Genomic DNA, 18,080 nt, shown 5'->3' with positions numbered 1-18,080 from the left:
GGGCGGCCGGCCGGAGGCGCTCCGGCCGGCCGCCGGTCACGCGGCCAGGTGCCGGGGGACCAGCCGGGTCAGCACGTCGTCGGTGTAGAGGTGGACGACCGGTACGAGACCGGGGGCGCCGGGCGGGGTGCGCACGGCGGCCAGCGCCCGGCCGCGCTGTTCCTCCAGGTGGTCCACGACGTCCTGGGCGGCCACCGCTCCGGTCCGCATCAGGTGCGCGAGGTTGCCGTCCCGCTCGCCGTTGCGGTCGTAGTCGGTCAGGTCGTCCGCCGTGGTGATGGTCAGCGCGAACGCCTCCGCGAACTCCCGTACCGCCTCGCGCGGCTGGTCCGCTGCGCCGCAGACGGCCGCGAGCGCCCCGTAGCGGCCCAGGAAGGCGGCGCCGTAGGTGTCCGCGTGGGCGCGCCACTCCTGGAGGTTCGCCGCCCGGCTGCGTTTGGTGCCTATCTGGCCGCCGCACAGGTAGACGGCGTCCCGCTCCAGGATGTCCGTCACCGCCTTGGGCTCGTGGGCGAGGGAGGCCAGTTCGTGCAGGGCCCGCAGGTGCAGACGGAGGCAGACACAGGCGAGTTCGACCCGGTCCAGGCCGGTGTCGTCGTCCATCAGGTCGTCGAGGAGTTTCATGGAGACGATGTCGAGGGCCAGCGCGCGGGAGACCGCGGCCCGCCGCGCCGGGTCGGTCGTCCACTCGGTGAGGAAGTGGGGCACCCGCAGGTACAGGCGGAGGGCGGCGGTGTGGGCCACCAGGTCCGGTGATCCTCCGGTGCCGGCGACGCACCGGGTGACGTGGTCGCGGTTGGCGGCCTCGGCGGCGAGCATGGAGCGGGTGTACTCCTCGGGCAGGGCCGTGACCGGGGCCGCCGTCACCGCCCGCTCCCCGGGCGGGCCGGGGTCGCGGGACGCGTCCCGCCGATCTCGGCGAGGGTGGCCCGCCAGTCCGGGTGCTCCAGCGCCCCGGCGAATCCCACGTGGTCGGCCCCGCTGTCGAGGTAGTCGCTGACCTGCCGGCCGGTGCGGACGTTGCCGCTCACGAAGAGGACCTGGTCGGGGCCCAGCCCCTTGTGGAAGTGCCGTACGACCTCCAGCGGCACGTGGTCGTTGCGGGAGTACAGGTAGACCATGTGGAAGCCGAAGGTCCGGGTGACGTGCAGGTGCCGGTCGATCTCCTCGGTGCTCGTGGTGCGCACCGGCACGGTGCCCAGCAGGTCCCCGGTGCGCCGGTCGTCGCCGAAGGTGAGGGCGACGGTGAGGATCAGCTCGGGCCACTCCTCGCGGGGTATTCGGCCGGGGCAGGCGTCCAGGGTCTCCAGGAAGCTCTTCCACACGTAGTAGTCGTCGCCGGAGCCCAGCAGCGCGGGCAGCAGCATCGCGTCGGCGCCGCGGACCACCGGGAACCCGGAGCCCGGACGGGGCGGGAAGTGCAGGACGACCGGCAGCGGCGTGACCTCCTTCACCGCCGCCACGTACGGTTCCATGTGCGACTCGAACGACTCGTAGTCCGTGCTGGCCAGGATGACGGCGGCGAAGCCCAGCTTGGTCAGCTCCGCCGCCTTCTCCACCGCCTCCGTCACCGGGACCTTGAAGGGGTCGATGATGTGGACGGGGCCCGGGTTGGCGCGCAGTCGGGCGAGGACCCGCCCGGAGCGCCACAGTGGCGGTGCGGCCTGGTGTTCGGTGTGATGGTCGAGCCGCGGTAAGGCGTTCACCAGCGTCTTCCCCCTTGTCGTCCGGGCGGGTCGCGCGACGGGGTGCCGGCCGCGTCACGCGTTCGGATGAGGTGTCGCGCGTTCGGGCGGAGGTGCGGGGTGCTTCGGTTCTCGAACTCGTTCCCTGACCGGGCCGCGAGTGACCGGCACGGCGTCGCCGACGCCGGAGCGGGCGCCTACGCCGGCGCCGTCCCGCGGTGTTCCGTCATGCCCGTACCGGGAACCACCGGAGCGTTCCGGCGTCCGCTGGGGTCCGGGGAAGTGGAGGAGCGCTGCGGAATCCTTCGGCGAGCCCGCCGGCGGATTCACCGGTGGACGAACCAAGGGCGTCGTTCACGTGCTCCCCTTCCATTGGAGAGGCGAACAGCGGGTCCACCGGGCCGCGTGGAGAACAGGGAGCGGCAGGGCGATTGCCGATACTACACGCGTTCGTTTCCACGGGGTAGGGATGCTTTGTACGCCGGTTATGAATGTCCGTCACACCGAAGTCGGCCGCGGCAAAGCGGGAACGCCCCGGCGCCTTTGCCGCGCGGGACGTTTCCAGTGGTCCGGGCGTAATTCAGGCGAATTGCAGATGGCGCCGGCGCCGCAATCGGCCCGCCATCACGCACCCGCTCGCCACGACCAGCAGCAGCGTCACCGCGACGGCGTGGGCCGCCCCGGAGGTGAGCGAACCGGCGCCGGCGCCGTCGACGGCGTAGGTGATGATCTCCCGGGTCGACCAGAAGGGCAGCACCTTGGCCGAATCCTTGGCCGGGTCCATCACCATCTGGGCGCCGATGACCGAGATGAGCAGCAGGGCGCCCTCCATGTCCCTGGGCACCACCGCCCCGAGCAGCAGCCCCAGGGGCACGGCGACCAGTGTGGTCAGGGCCAGTTCCACCAGGACGGCCCCCGGGTGCGCCACCTCCTGCCCGACCAGGACGATCACGGCGTACAGGGCGCTGACCGCCAGTCCGGCGGTGAGCAGGGCCAGCAGGCGCCCCGCGAAGAGCTGGAGCGGGCGGTACCCGGAGAGGGCCAGCAGCGGTTCGATCTCCCGGCCGCCGACCGTGGAGAACAGGGCCGCGGCGCTGACCGCGAAGCCCACGCCGAGGCTGGCGAAGCGGACCGCCTGCCCGGTCTGGTCGTAGCGCCCGAGGTAGAAGACGAGCGGGACCAGCAGCAGCAGGCCCAGCACGCCCCGCCGGCGCAGCAGTTCGCGGAAGGTGGCGTCCGCCATCCGCAGGGTGGCTGTCATCGGATGCCCCTGTCCCTGCCGGGGGTGAGGTCCAGCACCTGGTCCACCTGGTCGAGTTGGTTGAGCATGTGGGTGACCACGACGACGGCCCGGCCGGCCTCGCGCCACGCCCAGACGCTGCGCCAGAAGTCCACGTAGGACCCGTGGTCGAAGCCCTGGTAGGGCTCGTCGAGCAGCAGCAGGTCGGGATCGCCGAGGGCCGACAGCACGACGTTCAGCTTCTGGCGGGTGCCGCCCGACAGGTCCTTGGCGAGGACGCCGCGTGCGGGCGACCAGTCGAGTTCACCCGCGAGTTTCCGGCCACGGTGGTCGGACTCCCGGCGGCTCAGGCCCCGGCCGGTGCCGAAGAGGCTGAAGTGCTCCCCCGGGGTCAGGAAACCCATGACGCCCGCGTTCTGCGGGCAGTAGCCGACGCTGCCGGAGACGGTGACCCGCCCCTTGTCGGGGGAGATCAGGCCGGCGCAGATCTTCAGCAGGGTGGACTTGCCCGCCCCGTTGCCGCCGACGATCGCGGCGACCTCGCCCGCGTGCACGACGAGATCCACACCGGTCAGGACCCGGCGGCGTTTGTAGCGCTTCACGATGCCCCGCGCGTGCAGCACAATCTTGCGGTCGGCGGGCCCGGCCATGCCGTGGAACTCCTCTCGGGCACCGACGGAATAGCCCATGGCTGTCACCTTTCTGTGAACCGCGGCAAACGGCACGCAATTCGGCCTCGGCGGTCGGCATTCGCGACCCGGCCGGCGCTCGGGGACTCAGCCTGCCACACGCGGTGTGCGGGGCGGCCGGGATCGCGATTCCCCGGAAGTCCGGGTCCCCCCTCGGGCCGGTTTCGGGGGATTCTACGGGCGGCCGGCCGGGGGCGAGGTCCAGGCCCCCGTATTTCGGCCAACCGATCCCCGCGCCCGGAAGCGCTCTTGCAGGCCCGCCCGGAAGCTGGATAGCGTACCGGACCAGCCACATTCATCGCTCACTTGTGCGTTGCCCGCATCAGCGTCTGATTCGTCTCTTCCGGAGTTCGCCGCCGGGACGGGAGCCGGTGGGCCGCACCCCGTGTCAGAGCCAGCGGGTGTTTCCGCCCGGAACGACGAAGGGGACGTGGATGCGCGGGGGGACCGGAGACCGTCGTCTGTGGTGGCAACGGGCCGTGGCCCGCGGTTTCGCGCCGCCGCCCGCCCGCCCCACCCCGTACGTCCTGGTGGGGCGCGAGGGGCCCGGCTCGGACGTCCGCGGCGAGGTGCGCGCGGACGGGGTGAGCGGCGCGCGGCCCGGCACGGCGGCGTTCCCGCTGCCGTCCGGTGGCCTCGGGGTGCTGCTGCCCACCTATGTGGGGCGGTGCGACGCCGCGGCGCACGAGCAGACGTTCCGTCATGTGCTGGAGTCCCTGGCGGAGGTGCGGCGGGCCCACCCGGCCCTGCCGCTGACGCTGTGGGTGGGCCTGCAGTACGGCCCCGGCGAGGACGAGGAGGCGCTGCGCAGGCTGCGCGCGCTGTCCGGGCTGGTCCCCGGGGACCTGGACCTCACCCTGGTCGGCCTGGCCCTTCCCGGGCCGGGGAAGCTGCGCACGGTGAGCACGGTGCTGCGGCTCACCGCGGATCTCGGCTACTCCGGCTGGCTCTGGACGGACGACGACATCGAGATCGCGCCCGGCTGCCTCCCCCTGCTGGTCTCCCGGTTCCTGGAGCGCGGGGCGCGGGGCGCGGTCGGGGCGTACTCGGTGGCGCTGGCCCGGGAGACGGCCACCTCGCAGGCCATGTACCGGGTCTCGGGCGTCACCGCGCCGCCGAAGCCCTGCCCGGCGGCGGCCTGCCTGGTGGTGGCGACGGACGTCCTGGGCACCGGCATCCCGGCCAGGCACCTGACCGACGACGGATACGTGGTGTTCGAACTGCTCGACCCCGGGGCGCCCGATCCGCTGCACGACCTGGAGGTGCTGCCCGAGGCCCGGATCAGCTATTACCGCGTCGGCCGCACCCACGACACCTACCAGCGGCTGCGCCGCTCCCTCTACAGCCATGTCACCCTCGTCGCCGACTACCCCTGGCCCACCGCGCGGTTCTACCTGACCCGGCTCCTCTTCCACGGCCTGTGGCCGCTCGCGGCCTGGGACGGCAGCCGCGGTCCCGTGCGCGGCGCACAGCGCTGGCTGGTCAAGGGGGTGCACTTCGCCTGGTTCTGCACGGTGGCCGGCTCGCTGGCGGTGCGCGGTGCGACGGGACGGCCCCGGCGGCACGTGGCCTGGGGCGACGAGGGGGACTACCGCAGCCCCACCGTCGAGGGACCCGCGGCGGGAGCGACCGCCGGGCACTGACACACGCGGCCGCCCTCCGGGACGGCCCGGAAGGAGACCCGATGGCGACAGCCGGTCCGGCCGCGGCGGCGGTGACCGTCATCCTGCCCCACTTCGACTGCGCGGCGTATCTGGGCGCGGCCGTCGCGTCGGTGCTCGCCCAGGACCGTCCGGACCTCCGGCTGACGGTGGTGGACGACTGCTCACCGGACGAGAAGTGGGTCGCCGAACTCCGTCCGTACGCCTCCGATCCCCGGCTGACGGTGCTGCGCACCTCCCGGAACGTCGGGCACCTGCGGATCAAGAACAAGGTCCTGGAGTCGGTGGACACCCCCTACGTGGCCTTCCAGGACGCCGACGACATCAGCCTGCCGGGCCGCCTGCGCCACCAACTGGCCCTGCTGGAAAGGGACCGTGCCGACCTGGTGGGGTGCGCCTACTCCTACATCGACGAGGCCGGGCGTACGACGGGGCGGCGCCGGATGCCCCGCAACGGCAACCTGTGGATGCGGCTGGGACGGACGACCGTGCTCCTGCATCCGTCCTCGGTGGTCCGGCGCTCGGTGCTGCACACCCTCGGCGGCTTCGACGGCACCGTGCGGCTGGGCGCCGACACCGACTTCCACCTCCGGGCGGCCCGCCTGTACCGGCTGCGCAGCGTGCGCGAGGTGCTCTACCGGTACCGGATCTGGCCCAAGTCGCTCACCCAGGCGCCCGGCACCGGGTTCGGGTCGGCGCAGCGCCGGGCGTACACGGAGGCGATGACCGCCCAGGAGCAGCGGCGGCGACGGGCCCGCACCCGTGCGGAGCTGATGCCGCTGCTGATCGCCCCGCCCAACGACATCGACTTCACCCTGACCCCGGTCGACGCCGGTCAGGGGCGGAGGTGAACGACGTGCGGGAGGCGCCCGCCGGGGGCGCGGACCCGCCGCTGCCGCGGATCGCGGTCGTGGTGGCCGATCCGGACGGCGGCGCGGGGCGCACCGTGCGCGGCCTGCTCGCCCGGACGGTACGGCCCGTCTCGGTCACGGTGGTGACGGCGGCCCGCTACGGGGCGCGGCCGGTCGGGTTCCTGGCGGGCAGCGTACGGCGGGGCGTTCCGTATCTGTGAGGCGGGCCGGCGCGCCGGGCGGGTCCGGCGGCCGGCCGCCCGGTGTCAGGCCGGCCAGCGGCCCGGTTCCGGCGTGACGGAGCCGCCCTCCATGGCCCGGCAGGTGGCCCGCAGGGCGGCGACGACGGCGTCGTCCTCGCCCCAGGCGTCGAGGTCCGGACCGTCCCCGGCCTTCAGGGCCGGCACCGGCACCTCCATGATCTTCGGGTGCACGTACCGGACCGGGGTCTCGGAGGGGGCCACCAGGGACTCGGTGAGCTTCTCCCCCGGTCTCAGTCCGATGTAGTGGACCGGGAGTTCCGCGCCCGTCTGCGCGATGACCCTGCGGGCGATGTCGAGGATGCGGACCTGCTCCCCCATGTCCAGGACCAGGGCGTGGCCGACGCTGCCCAGCGCCGCCGACTGGATGACCAGTTCCACGGCCTCCTGCACGGTCATCAGATAGCGCGTCACCCCGGGATGGGTGACCGTCACCGGGTTCCCGGCCGCGACCTGGCGGGCGAAGACGTCGAGGAACGACCCCTGGCAGCCGAGCACGTTGCCGAACCGCACGCTCACGTACGGCCGGCCCGACTGGATGGCGGCCGCCGCGGTGAGTCCCTCGGCTATGCGCTTGGAGTAACCCAGCACCCCGACCGGGTCGACCGCCTTGTCGGTCGAGATGTTCACCAGGAACGCGACGTCCGCGGCCAGCGCGGCGTCCAGGACCGCCCGGGTGCCGAAGACGTTCGTCTTGACGGCCTCACCGGGGAACTCCTCCAGGATGGGCACCCACTTGAGGGCCGCCGCGTGGAAGACGATGTCCGGCCGGCACCGGCGAAAGAGCCGCAGCAGCCCCCGGGAGTCCCGGATGTCGGCGAGGAGGATGGCGGGCCGCACCGACGAGGGGCCGGCCGCGACGCTGCCGGCCGCCAGGTGGAGGGCCGTCTCGTTGCGGTCGAGCATCATCAGGCTCTCGGGTTCCCACCGGCCGAGCTGCCGGCACAGCTCCGATCCGATGTAGCCGCCGGCCCCGGTGACCAGGACCCGCCGGCCGCGCAGGAATCCGGCGCTGCTCTCCAGACCGGTTCTTATCCGCTGCCGGCCGAGAATCCTCTCGATGTCCAGGGCGGGAGGGTCGCCGGTTGGCAGGTGCGCACCATATCCTGCGAAAATATCGTCAGACATGCAGTCACTCTTCCTTTTAGACAAGAGCCATGACTGATGTGTCGACCGACACGACGAACTGGACCGACGTATCGTCTTGGTGCTTTCTTCGCCGACACCCTTGCGTTGCCTCCCCGGGAAGCCGCGCCCGGGGACCGCATTCCGGCGGCCGTCCGCCGCCTGCCGCACCGGCACCCGTCGACGTCGGGGCGGGTCCGTGTGACGTCCGAGGCGGCCGGGACCGTCACTTTATCGGGGGCCGGACCGGCGCGGGGCGATTTCCCCGACCACTGCCGGACGCACCCGGCAGTGCCGGGTGGTAAACCGGGCCGGCTCACGGAGCGTCGGCGCCGAGGAATTCCCGCGCGCCCCGCAGACGGGTCCTGATCCGGGCCCGCGTGGCGTCGGTGACGAGGCGGATGTCCAGCCCTCCCGGGGGGTCCACGTCGCTGCGCAGCCCGGCCGGCAGCCGGTCGGGGTCGAGTCCGTCCCGCCTGGCTATGAGGACGCCCAGGTCGTGACGGTTCATCGGGTCCGGTCCGGCCGCGTGGAACACACCGCAGCCGTCCGACTCCGTGATCTCCAGGAGTACGCGGGCCAGGTCGTCGACGTGGACCGGGCAGCGGACGTCGTCGGTGAACAGGACGCCGGTGCGGGTGCCGGCCACGAGGGCGTGCACGGCCTTCTCGTGCGCGGACCGGCCGTGCCCCACGATGAGCGAGGTGCGCACCACGGCGGCCTCGGGCACCCCCACCCTGACGGCAGTCTCCGCCGCGGCCTTGGCGGCCCCGTAGCGGGAGACGGGATCGGGCAGCGCGTCCTCGCGGTAGTGGACGGCGGCTCCGGAGAACACCGCGTCGGAGGAGACGTGGACCAGCCGGCACCCGGCCCGTGCCGCTTCGAGGGCCAGCCGGGCCGCGCCGTCGGCGGTGACCGCCCAGTCGGCGTGTCCGCCGGCCGCGTTGATCACCGCGGCGGGGCGGGCCCGGCCCAGCACCTCGGCCACCCGGCCGGGGTCACGCAGGTCGGCCCGGTACCAGGTGACCGACGGCAGGTCCCCCGGGCGGGTCCGGTAGGTCGCGGACGCGTCCCATCCGGCGGCCACGGCCCGGCGGAGCACTTCGTATCCGAGGAACCCGCTCCCGCCGACGACAAGCACTCTCACGCATCGCCCCCCTGACGCCCGGCTTTTCCCCGACCGCTCCCGGGAGTACGGGGACGGGTCCGCGCAACCGTGTCGAGCCGTGATTCCTGGGCCCGATGCTACTGAAGACGACGGCCCACGGGGAGAGCACCTACGCGACGGCTTCGCCCGGACCCGACCCGGCCCGGGGCCGGTGGCGCGGCGGTGTCCGGCGTCGCGCCGGGCGTCACTTGTTGCGGTCCCGGTAGGTCTTGACGCCTTTGCTGATCGCGGGGGCGGTGATGCTGACGCCGCGGTCGGTGTAATAGCGGTGGACGGCGCTGGACATGCCTTTCTGCCCGTTGGCCTCCGCCTCGTCGAGGAGGCTGACGATCGTGGCGTACTCGAGGTGGGTGATCTTGGGAGCGTGCCCGCCACGGGACTTGGGGTCCCTGGGCTGGCTCGCGCCGGCCGCTCTGGCCGCGTCCAGCATGGCCACCTGGTCCTCGGTGAGGTCGGTGAGGTTCGTTCCCTTCATCGCCGACACCCGCGGGGCGGGGGCCGCGGCCTCGCCCCGGCTCATCTTGCCGGCCTGGCCCCTGGTCACGTTCTTCGTGATCTCGGGCAGGACACCGATGGAGGGCTGGTACTCCGGCATCGGGTCCTCGACTTCGCTGTCCGAGGCGGAGGCGAAGCCGGCTTCGATCCGGTCGTCGTCGAGGGTGAACTGCGACTCGCCGGTCTCCGGGTCGTTCTTGCTCCATTTCGGACGGACCACGCCGAGCTCGCCGGCGATGTCCGCCGGTGCGACGGTGCTCTTGGCGGAGACGTTCATCCGCTGGATTCCGGTGACCAACTGCGCGAACGAGTACCGTCCCTCGATGTCCTTCGCGGTGACCAGGCTCGACAGCCGTTCGTCGGCGGCGGCGCCGACCGCGCCCTCGTGGAAGTACAGACCCGGCTTGTCACTGAAGTCGACGGGGACGTCGAGCGAGCGTGAGAAGAGGTGGAACAGCGCCCAGCACGAGCCGCACGGCCGGCGCTGACCGCGGATCACCGCCGGTCCGACGGCCGCCGCCCCGACAGCACTGGCCGCCGCCGCCAGCGCGGAGAGGTGCTTCTGTTCGGCGTGCATCGTCGCCGAGCCGTCGCGGCCGCTCAGGGAGAGCTTGCCCCGCAGCAGGATCACCGTGTCCTGGTACGCCTCGGCGGTCAGCAACTCGGCCAGGTACTCGTTCGAATCCGTGATGTTGGCCGAGATCACGGCCCGGACCCGGTGCAGGGCGCCGCCCACGTCGTTGCTCCGGGCGCCCTGGTAGACGTCGTGCAGTTTCCCCCTGGCCCGGGTACTGCGCCTGATCGCCTCCTCTGTGCCCGCCGTCACCTTGTTCCGCTCCGGCCGGACGCCCTCCTCCAGCAGGATGTCCTGCATCCAGTGTCCGCCGTGCAGGGCGGGCCCGCCGGCGTCGACGTCCATCGCGTCGGCCTGCTGCCGCTTCCTGACCTGCTCCGGCAGATACTTCTCCAGCAGCGTGATGGACGCGTTGCGGTTGGTGGCGATGACCAGCCGCCCCTTGACCAGCATCACCTGTACTTCGGTCTCGCTCTTGGTGTGCGGGCCGCCGGTGCTCTGGTCCTGGGCCCACTTCTCCCTCTCGGCGTCCTCCAGGTGCTTGATCGACCGGAGCAGTCGGATGGCGATGTGCTGGAGCGTCTGCTGCGGCCGGTCGCCTTCGCGGCTGCGCCGACCGCGCACGTCCAGCTCCTCGGTCATCCGGCCCTCTTGCTTGGTCGCCGGCGTACACGTGCACGCCTTGACCAAGGCGGCGATCTGGTCCAGGTGCGCCTTCGCGGTCTCCGCGAGCGGACCCTCCAGCCCCTCCTCGTCCTCCCTGTCGCTCTCCACGTCGCTGACCTGCTCGTCGCCGGTGCGCTTGCGCTTGTTCGGCATCAACTGCACGGCCACAGCCGGCCCCGCGACGGCCGGGTTCCCGTCGGCCATCATCCTGCTGACCGCGGCATTGCCGACGCAGCGCTGCAACTCCAGCAGGGGAGCCGCCGGCCGGTCGTCCGCCTCCGCCGCGCGCTTGGCGCCGGCCCGCGGCGCAGACCACGCCGACTTGTGCTGCTCAGGCTTGTCCTGCGCGCGCATGAGGGGTCTCCGTCCGGGCCGTGACAGGCAACTACCACTCCTGCCTACCCGCACCGGGAACCGACCGGCCAGGCCCTTGAGGGCAGACCCGGGGACACACCTCGTCCGCCCCTCCCGTGCAGTGCGGGTCAGCCGTAGGCCTTGCGGAACTTGTCGACGATGTAGTCACCCGACCGGACCGGGGCGTACTGGGGTGGATTCCCCGGTCCGGTACACGTGGGAATGCACTCGATCAGGGCGTCGTAGGACGGCTGGTGGAAGAACGGCACCGAGTAGCGTTCCGTCCGCGCCAGTTCGCGAGGAGGGTTGACGACACGATGGACGGTGCTGACCCATCGGTCGTTGGTCCAGATCGCCATCAGATCGCCGATGTTCACGACGAAGGAGCCCTCGATGCGGGGGACGCCCAGCCACTGGCCGGCCTTGTCCTGCACCTGAAGACCACCTGGTGCCTCATCCTGATAGAGAACGGTCAGGCTGCCCCAGTCGCTGTGCACGCCCTTGCGCAACTGCCCAGGGGCCGGCGCCTGGAGTTGTGGCGGGTAGTAGTTCGCGGTGAGGTTCGTCATGTGCCGGTCGATCTCGTCGGCGAACCAGTTCTCCGGCAGGCGCAGTGCCAGCGCGAACAGCCGCATGATCTCTGCCGCGAGCTGCTCCATGGCCCGGTAGTAGGCGAGGTACGCCTCGCGGAACCCGGGCAGTTCGGGCCAGGGATTGGGGGTGCACAACGCGGGGTCGGCACCCTCCGGGAGCAGGCGGGAGCCTCCGGGCTCGCCGAGCCGGTTGACCGTGAAGGTTCCCGCCACATCGGGCAGGGCCCGTTCCCGTTCGACTCCGGCACCTTCCCTCGACGCGGCCACGCTGCCGTCCCGTCCGAATCCCCGCATCAGGGGGTCGGCGGGATCGGCCAGGAGTCCGGTCTTCTCCTCGTGCGGCATGGCGAAGAACGACCGGGTCGCCTCGTACATCCTGGTGATCGTGTCGTCGGAAACCCCGTGCCCGACGACGACCAGGAATCCACTGGTCCGGCAGGCTTCGTCGATCGCGTCGGCGAGTCGGCGATCCGACGACTCGGAGGAACGCATACCGCTCAGGTCGATCACCGGCACGTAGTCGTCGACGATCGTCACCCGTGCCGCCGCTTCCCGCTCCTCGCTGTTCTCCGGCATCGTTCCGCCTCCCTCTTCGTCCACCGCGGGGTTCGAGCCACTCCCGCACCATTTCTTGCGAAGCCTTCCGCGCGCTCGGTGCGCATCGGGGCACGGCCCTCATCCCCCGCCCGGGAATCCGCTCGCCGTCGTACGGGCCGTGGGGCGCATCAAGTGCCGGGCCGGTGCCGGCTGGTCAGGGCGACAGCCGGCCGTGCTCTTCGAAAGCGGCGTGTGTGATGGGCATCAGGCGCCCGAACTCGGTCTCCATCTGCTGCGCGACCATCTCGATCTCCCGCTGCGGGTGGGAGACATGCAAAGCTCCCTCGTCGTGGACGCGCAGACTGAGGAAGTGCATGAGCGAACGGGCGTTGCACGTCGCGTACACGGTGGAGTAAGTGGCCACCGGAAGCACGACACGGGCCAACTCGCGTGCGATGCCGGCGTCCAGCATCCGCCGGTACTCGTGGTAGGCGGCACTGTAAGCCGTGACAGCGGCTTCTCTGAGCAGTGCGCGGTCCTCATCGGTTCCTCGCACGTACGTGTAATGCCCCGGCTTGCCCACCTGCTTCAGCGAACGTTCGGGGTCCGGCAGGTAGAAGACGTCCGTGAGTTCTTTGTAGCGTGCGCTCTCCTCGTTGAAGGACCACGTCCGATGGCGCATCAGGTGCCGAACGGTGAAGATGGGCGCGCGCACCAGGAACGTCATCGAGTTGTGCTCGAAAGGGCTGCCGTGCCGATTGCGCATCAGGTAGCCGATGAGGCCCTTCATATAGCCCTCACCGTGGTCCTCGTTGTGCGCGCCGAGCCCGGCCGTCGACACCCTGGCAGCGCGGACCACCCCGGCGTCGGACGCCGTGAAGTCCACGAGTGCGGCGGTGATGGAACTGCTTGTCCGAACCCCGCGCGGGTCGGCCGTGAGGTCTCTCATGATCAGTCAACTCCTTGACCGGGTGCTTCCCGTTCCCGATGCCTCGACGGGCGCGTCCCGAGCGCGGGAGCCGAAGGCGCGTCGAGGAGTCGATGCCCCCCGGCTGCCTGGCCGCGCCTCGCGGACCGAGCCGAGGTGATCCGCGAGCGCCGGAACGTGAGGCCGGGCCGTCCGTCGGTCAGAGCACGGTGACGAGGAAGGGGCCGGAGGTGTTGGTCATTCCCTGCGGTGTGAGGCAGGCCAGCAGGTCGGTGCTGGTGAGGACGATCGTGATGACGATGGTGTGCCCCGCGTAGTCACCGCTGATGATCAGGCCGCTGCTCACGAGAACGGTGGTGCCGTTGGGGCGCAGGGCGATGGAGTAGGACTGCGAGAAGCGCGAGGGCTGGGTGCCCGGATTGGCCCAGGTGATCTTGCCGATGCCGGCGCTGCTCCCGGTGAGACAGTTCAGGTTGCCGCTGCCCGAGAACGTGTAAGTGCCGGCCGTGTGGCTGAGGTCGGTGGAGACACAGGGTCCCAGGGTGCCGGTGACGTCGACGTCCACCTGGGGCGGCGGAGTGGTGTACGTCAGACCCGGTGTGTACGTGGTGCTCTGCACTCCCAGCGGGCAGGAGACGATGCCGTCGGCGGCAACTGCCGGGGTGGCCGACAGTGCCAGGGGAGTTCCCAGGGCCAGGAGCCCGGCGACACCGACAGCGGCGGCGCGTATGCGCGAGCGGTCTTTGAAGGACATGAGGTCTCTCCGCGGTCGGGTCGGTGGCGTGTGAGCGGGCGCGCCGGACAGGGCATCACCCGCGGTCCTGACTCTGGCGACGGCCGGCCGCCCGAGGCCATAGCCCGTCGGGAGGGGTGTGCACACCGGCACGTTCGCGCACACCGCGCGTGACGCCTTCACACCGGCGCCTGCGCCTGGTCGACATCACTGGCCGGGCCGCCGGCCTCCTGCGCGCCGGGAGCAGCTCGGGCCGGCAACGGGCACGGCAGTTCGGGGCCGGTCTACGCCGTGGCCCCGTCCGGAGCGGCGCGGGCGCTGTCGAACTCTGCCCGTGCCAGTTCGCGCAGTCGGGCCCGGCCCCGGGTGAAGTGCGCTTCGGCGGTCTTGGCGGTGATGCCGTGTTGTCGGGCGAAGGCCGACACGGAGACTCCCGCCGCCCTGGCGAGCAGGATCTCCCGCTGCCGTCCTTCGAGCGTGCGCGCCTGCTCCAGCAGCCACCCTCCGAAGGCGGTGTCGCAGATGTCGTCCTCGACGGTGCCGTGGGTGTCCGCCCAGGGCACGCGCCGCACGAGAGTCCGGTCGCGGTCCTGGGCGCGGTAGAAGTCGGCGCACAGGCGCATGGCCACCGAGGTCAGGAACGGGCCCAGCCGGCCGGGGTCCAGGGTCCGGTGAGCTGCCGTACGCGTCATGGCCTCCTGCACGCAGTCCTCGGCGTCCTGACGTGTGGGAAGACGTTTTTGCACCAGCCGCATCAGACGGTCATGGTGCCGGGCGATCTCCCCCCACACCTGATGACCGGTCACAGGGCGGACGGACGGCTGAGACATACGGAACGGCTCCCAAGGCGCTCGAACGGAGTGGACGACGCCTAGCTGCCCGCCATGGGTCCGCGAAAACGGAGGAGTGCATGCCTGTCGCAGCACGCGGCGGCTTCAGCGCCCCACGGCAGCACTCGCGCCCCCGCCCGCCGAAGTCGGTCATGTACACCTGTGATCAGCGCATCCGGCGCCGTCGTCCGCGCGGCCGTGGTGAGCTGCCTCGCTTCCCACGTCGACGAGGCTGGCGCCGACCGGCCGGCGGGTGACCGGCTGTGCCACCGGCACGGGTGGCACAGCCGTCCTGTGCGTCAGAGGTCAGGACCGAGGGGTCAGGCCCACGGCGAGGTCACGACCCAACTCGTGTCGTCGGCCCAGGAGGTGGCGCTGTCCCAGGCGTGGGTGCCGCCGTCGGCGGCCACGTAGGCGGCGTAGCCGTAGTGGCGGACGAAGTCGGCGGGGTAGTTGGCGGACCGCAGGGAGACGCCCTGGCCGTTGTGGGCGGCCTGCGGGCAGAAGGTGGCGTCCAGCCGGGCCAGCGCGGTGTCGACGGTGTCGACCCGCAGCCGGAAGTCGTAGTGGCGCAGGTACTGGCCCGGCTTGTCGGCCGACTCGAACGACACGCAGGAGGCGTCGCCCAGCCCCGCGCGCACGGTCCAGGTGGCGGCGGCCTTGTCGGCGGCCGGGCTGGACGAGGACGTCGCCGCGATGACGGCGTTGGTGTCGGCGGTGTTGTGCCGCAGGTAGTCGGCGGTGCAGCAGGAGGTGGTGGCCCGCAGGGAGACACGGGAGCCGACGGTGGGTGCGCCCGCCACGGCGGACGTGGCGTAGCCGGCCGCGTTGATGTTGGACTGGACGGCGTTCTCGGTGGCGTCGGTCGGGAAGCCGGACGTCAGGACGCCCTCGTAGAAGGTGCCTGCCGATCCGTTGCTGTTGTCGCCTCCGATGCCGAGGATGATCGCGCCCTCCTTCTTCATCGGGTTGTAGCCGGTGGCGTTGGGGCGCGGACCGTCGTAGGCGGTGGCCAGGCCGCCCGACTGGGCGTTGCCGGAGCGGATGGCCCAGTGGTTCGGTCCGCCCTTGACGGCGGCGGTCAGGAAACGGTGGCTGACGCTGGGATTCCCCGCGTTGTAGCCGCGGTTGACGCCGGAGAAGAGGCCGTTCTCCAGGTCGGCCATGGCCCAGGGGCCGTTGCCGGAGCCGTAGCCCCAGGTCCTGCTGTTGCCGAAGTAGATGGTCTCCATGGTGCCGTTGCCGTTGTCGCGGCTGTTCGTCTCGGCGTTGCCGTAGTCGAAGCAGCAGCCACCGTTGTAGTGGGTGCCGTCGAGGACGGCGTACATGCCTTCCGGCTGGTCGCCGGTGGCGATGCCGTTGGTGCTGTTGTCGCGGTATCCGGTGCCGGGCGCGACGAAGACGCCGTACGCCTTGTGGCCGCCCACGGTCACGGGTGCGGCGGATGCCTCGGCGAGGTTGTCGTAGCCTCCGGCGGCGGGGCCCTGGAAGCCGCCGGGCGGGGCCTGGGTGAGGTGGTTGCCGCGGCCGGACTGGTCGTAGAGGACGGTGATCAGACAGCCGGTGCCGGCGCAGAACGCGTCCTGTGCGGCGGCGTCGGCGTAACCGCCCGCACTGAGTACGCCGATGTCCCGCGTGGCGCCGTCGGAGGCGCGTTTCACCTGGTACAGGCGGCTGTTGTACGCGGAGTACAGGGCGCGGGTGGTGCTGTGGGCGGCGACACAGGGGGTGCCGCCCGCGGCGTACAGGTCGCAGGGCTGCGAGCCGGCGGCCGCGGCGCTGGTGCTCGCGGAGGTCTGGGTGGCGAACACGGCGCTGACCAGAGCCAGTGCGAGGGCGAGCAGGACGAGCGGCCTGTCCCGCCAGGTGCGGGGTGATCTCACCGACATGGGCGGTCTCCTGGGGATCGGGGGGAGCGGAGTCCGTTCTTCGCTTAGTCATGCGCATGACATTCACGCCTGATCGATGCGGTCGATATATCGAACGCCGTTCGTGAATTCGTCGTGGACCCTAGGGATGCCGTGACGGGCAGTCAATACACGAGTACGCAAAGCATGGTGCGGGGCCGGAGAGATGCGGGACGGCGCCACTGGACCTCGGCGCCGATCCGGCGTTCCGGCGTGAGGTGGACAGGGCCGTGCGGTGTGCCCCGCAAGCGCGGCCGGCGACGGAACAAGGGCCGGTTTCGCAAACCTCCGAAACCGGCCCTCATCTGCGACTCTCACGAGTCGGGACGACAGGATTTGAACCTGCGACCCCTTGACCCCCAGGAGTAAGGGGTGTCCAATTTGCCAGCATATATAGTTAGAAATCAGGGTGCGCAGCGTGCGGTGCCGTGCGTGCCGTTCAGGTGCGCGGACACCGTCTGGTCCCCAACTGGTCCCCACGGGCCATGTCCGTGATGCGCGCGTTGAGGGCCGCCGCCGGGTCAAGAGGCCGGTGCGCCAGGGCCTGTCGCGGCGTGGGATCTCCCGGCCTTGTGCCTGAGTTCGCGAATGGTGTCCTGCCATTGCCAGGAATCACTGCTGCACCACTGTTCCCCATCGACTGGCTGCCAGGCCGCGAGTTCCTCCAGGCGGGCACTCACCGTGGAGCTGTCGGTGTCGGGAGTGCGGGTCCCGCCGTCGAGTCGCCGTTTGATGTCATGCAATCGGTGTGCCGCACGGTAGTAGGACAGTTGCGAGCAGGTGAGCCTGCGTACGGCGTGACCGCCGCACTTGTTGCACCAGTCGAAGTCGGTACGGGCCATGAGATCGGCGACGGTGAGGAGGTCGTCACCAGCCACGACCGCGCGTTCGTGAGCATGCCGGCACAGCGGTGAGTGGCTCTTGCCCTCGATCAAAGGGTTAGCGTTGGTGGTGTGGAGCTGGAGCGCGGCCAGGGGGCCCAAAGGGAGGCCGCTGCCGCTGCGCCACCGGTCACTTCCGGGCTGCCGGAATGGCGCGAGGTCGACGCGATCCTCCGTGAGCAGACCATGCCATACCGCCACCGGCAGCCCGCCGGGCCGCTCGGCATCCAGGCTCCGCAGGTCGTGCACGCCGCGCGCCAGGGCAAGCAGGCGAAGATTCAAGTTCCAGGGCTTCGGCGGCAGCGGACCCCGTACCGGCAAAGCTGTTGATCACCTCTTCGGCCGGACCGTAGGTTCCGTCGCATGACGAATTTCCGGATCGGTGTGATGTACGACCGCGACTGGGTGCCCGAGGAGTTGCCCGCCTTCGCGCGGCGGGCCGAGGCGCTCGGGGCGGACGACCTGTGGGTGGTGGAGGACCTGCGCTGGAACGGCGGGGTGTCGGCGGCGGCCGTGGCGCTGGGCGCGACCGAGCGGCTGCGAGTGGGCATCGGGATTGCCCCGGCGCCGTTGCGCAGCCCGGCCCTGCTGGCGATGGAACTGGCCACGCTGGCACGGGTGTTCCCCGGCCGCCTGGTGGCCGGGATCGGTCATGGCGTACGGGAGTGGATGGAGCAGGTCGGGGTGGCGCCGCGCTCTCCGCTGGCCCTGCTGGAGGAGACGATCACCGCGGTGCGGGCGCTGCTGCACGGGGAGCGGGTCACGGTGGACGGGCGGGAGGTGCGGATCGACGGCATCGAGCTGGTGCATCCGCCCGCCGAGCCGCCGCCGCTGGTGGCGGGGGTGGTACGGCCGCGCTCGCTGGAGCTGTCCGGGCGGGTCGCGGACGGCACGCTGATCGCC

Annotated in this window: 17 protein-coding genes; 4 read left to right on the top strand and 13 right to left on the bottom strand. The window is 71.4% G+C overall.

Translation table 11 applies throughout. The annotated features are described in order from the left end of the window. Nucleotides 1-36: 36 nt before the first annotated feature. From ACFY32_RS31370 to ACFY32_RS31355, 4 genes are all read right to left on the bottom strand, one after another. On the bottom strand, nt 37-867 hold the full coding sequence (locus tag ACFY32_RS31370) for a Moenomycin biosynthesis protein MoeN5 (RefSeq protein ID WP_359202372.1): 831 nt from the start codon (nt 865-867) through the stop codon (nt 37-39). Beyond that, entirely contained in the window at nt 864-1,706 is an 843-nt protein-coding gene (locus ACFY32_RS31365) for a geranylgeranylglyceryl/heptaprenylglyceryl phosphate synthase (protein WP_390676084.1), read from the bottom strand. The genes ACFY32_RS31370 and ACFY32_RS31365 overlap by 4 nt, the downstream gene beginning before the upstream one ends. 559 nt (nt 1,707-2,265) lie before the next feature. Further along, entirely contained in the window at nt 2,266-2,946 is a 681-nt protein-coding gene (locus tag ACFY32_RS31360) for a hypothetical protein (RefSeq protein ID WP_390676083.1), read from the bottom strand. Beyond that, complete coding sequence (locus ACFY32_RS31355) at nt 2,943-3,614, bottom strand: ATP-binding cassette domain-containing protein (protein WP_359202366.1); 672 nt, start codon at nt 3,612-3,614, stop codon at nt 2,943-2,945. The genes ACFY32_RS31360 and ACFY32_RS31355 overlap by 4 nt, the downstream gene beginning before the upstream one ends. Before the next feature lie 479 nt (nt 3,615-4,093). On the opposite strand from ACFY32_RS31355, the gene ACFY32_RS31350 reads away from it, so the two are divergent. From ACFY32_RS31350 to ACFY32_RS31340, 3 genes are read left to right on the top strand one after another with little or no spacing between them, the layout of a single operon-like run. Next, on the top strand, nt 4,094-5,257 hold the full coding sequence (locus tag ACFY32_RS31350; RefSeq protein ID WP_359202364.1) for a glycosyltransferase family 2 protein: 1,164 nt from the start codon (nt 4,094-4,096) through the stop codon (nt 5,255-5,257). A gap of 41 nt (nt 5,258-5,298) precedes the next feature. Then, a complete protein-coding gene (locus tag ACFY32_RS31345) occupies nt 5,299-6,126 on the top strand; it encodes a glycosyltransferase family 2 protein (protein ID WP_390676082.1) in 828 nt (275 codons plus the stop codon). Continuing rightward, nucleotides 6,123-6,347, top strand: a complete 225-nt coding sequence (locus ACFY32_RS31340; protein WP_390676081.1) for a hypothetical protein — start codon at nt 6,123-6,125, stop codon at nt 6,345-6,347. The genes ACFY32_RS31345 and ACFY32_RS31340 overlap by 4 nt, the downstream gene beginning before the upstream one ends. A gap of 45 nt (nt 6,348-6,392) precedes the next feature. On the opposite strand, the gene ACFY32_RS31335 is transcribed toward ACFY32_RS31340, so the two are convergent. The 9 genes from ACFY32_RS31335 to ACFY32_RS31295 form a co-directional block, all read right to left on the bottom strand. Further along, nucleotides 6,393-7,514: a polysaccharide biosynthesis protein gene (locus tag ACFY32_RS31335; protein ID WP_359202358.1), complete on the bottom strand. Its 1,122-nt coding sequence runs from the start codon at nt 7,512-7,514 to the stop codon at nt 6,393-6,395. A 313-nt stretch (nt 7,515-7,827) separates the two neighbouring features. Beyond that, nucleotides 7,828-8,658, bottom strand: coding sequence for a sugar nucleotide-binding protein (locus ACFY32_RS31330; RefSeq protein WP_359202356.1), 831 nt, complete (start codon nt 8,656-8,658; stop codon nt 7,828-7,830). A gap of 205 nt (nt 8,659-8,863) precedes the next feature. Next, nucleotides 8,864-10,768: a hypothetical protein gene (locus ACFY32_RS31325; RefSeq protein WP_390676080.1), complete on the bottom strand. Its 1,905-nt coding sequence runs from the start codon at nt 10,766-10,768 to the stop codon at nt 8,864-8,866. 128 nt (nt 10,769-10,896) lie between these two features. Further along, nucleotides 10,897-11,937, bottom strand: a complete 1,041-nt coding sequence (locus ACFY32_RS31320) for an isopenicillin N synthase family dioxygenase (RefSeq protein WP_390676079.1) — start codon at nt 11,935-11,937, stop codon at nt 10,897-10,899. 175 nt (nt 11,938-12,112) lie between these two features. Next, nucleotides 12,113-12,847, bottom strand: a complete 735-nt coding sequence (gene thyX, locus ACFY32_RS31315) for an FAD-dependent thymidylate synthase (protein ID WP_390676078.1) — start codon at nt 12,845-12,847, stop codon at nt 12,113-12,115. A 178-nt stretch (nt 12,848-13,025) separates the two neighbouring features. After that, nucleotides 13,026-13,580, bottom strand: a complete 555-nt coding sequence (locus tag ACFY32_RS31310; RefSeq protein WP_390676077.1) for a hypothetical protein — start codon at nt 13,578-13,580, stop codon at nt 13,026-13,028. 263 nt (nt 13,581-13,843) lie between these two features. Beyond that, the gene (locus ACFY32_RS31305; protein WP_359202346.1) at nt 13,844-14,389 is read right to left on the bottom strand and encodes a sigma-70 family RNA polymerase sigma factor; all 546 of its coding nucleotides are present in this window, start codon (nt 14,387-14,389) and stop codon (nt 13,844-13,846) included. 320 nt (nt 14,390-14,709) lie between these two features. Continuing rightward, on the bottom strand, nt 14,710-16,278 hold the full coding sequence (locus tag ACFY32_RS31300) for an alpha-L-arabinofuranosidase B (protein ID WP_390676076.1): 1,569 nt from the start codon (nt 16,276-16,278) through the stop codon (nt 14,710-14,712). A 539-nt stretch (nt 16,279-16,817) separates the two neighbouring features. Next, nucleotides 16,818-17,459: a hypothetical protein gene (locus ACFY32_RS31295; protein WP_390676075.1), complete on the bottom strand. Its 642-nt coding sequence runs from the start codon at nt 17,457-17,459 to the stop codon at nt 16,818-16,820. Between the two features lie 81 nt (nt 17,460-17,540). Here ACFY32_RS31295 and ACFY32_RS31290 point away from each other — a divergent pair. Continuing rightward, the coding region (locus ACFY32_RS31290; protein WP_390676074.1) for an LLM class flavin-dependent oxidoreductase at nt 17,541-18,080 on the top strand (540 nt) is incomplete at its 3' end.

It is taken from the genome of Streptomyces sp. NPDC000134 (genome assembly GCF_042899225.1).
Taxonomy (GTDB): domain Bacteria; phylum Actinomycetota; class Actinomycetes; order Streptomycetales; family Streptomycetaceae; genus Streptomyces.
The sequence above is the reverse complement of the archived record's forward strand: the minus strand, read 5'-3'. Positions and strand labels throughout refer to the sequence as shown.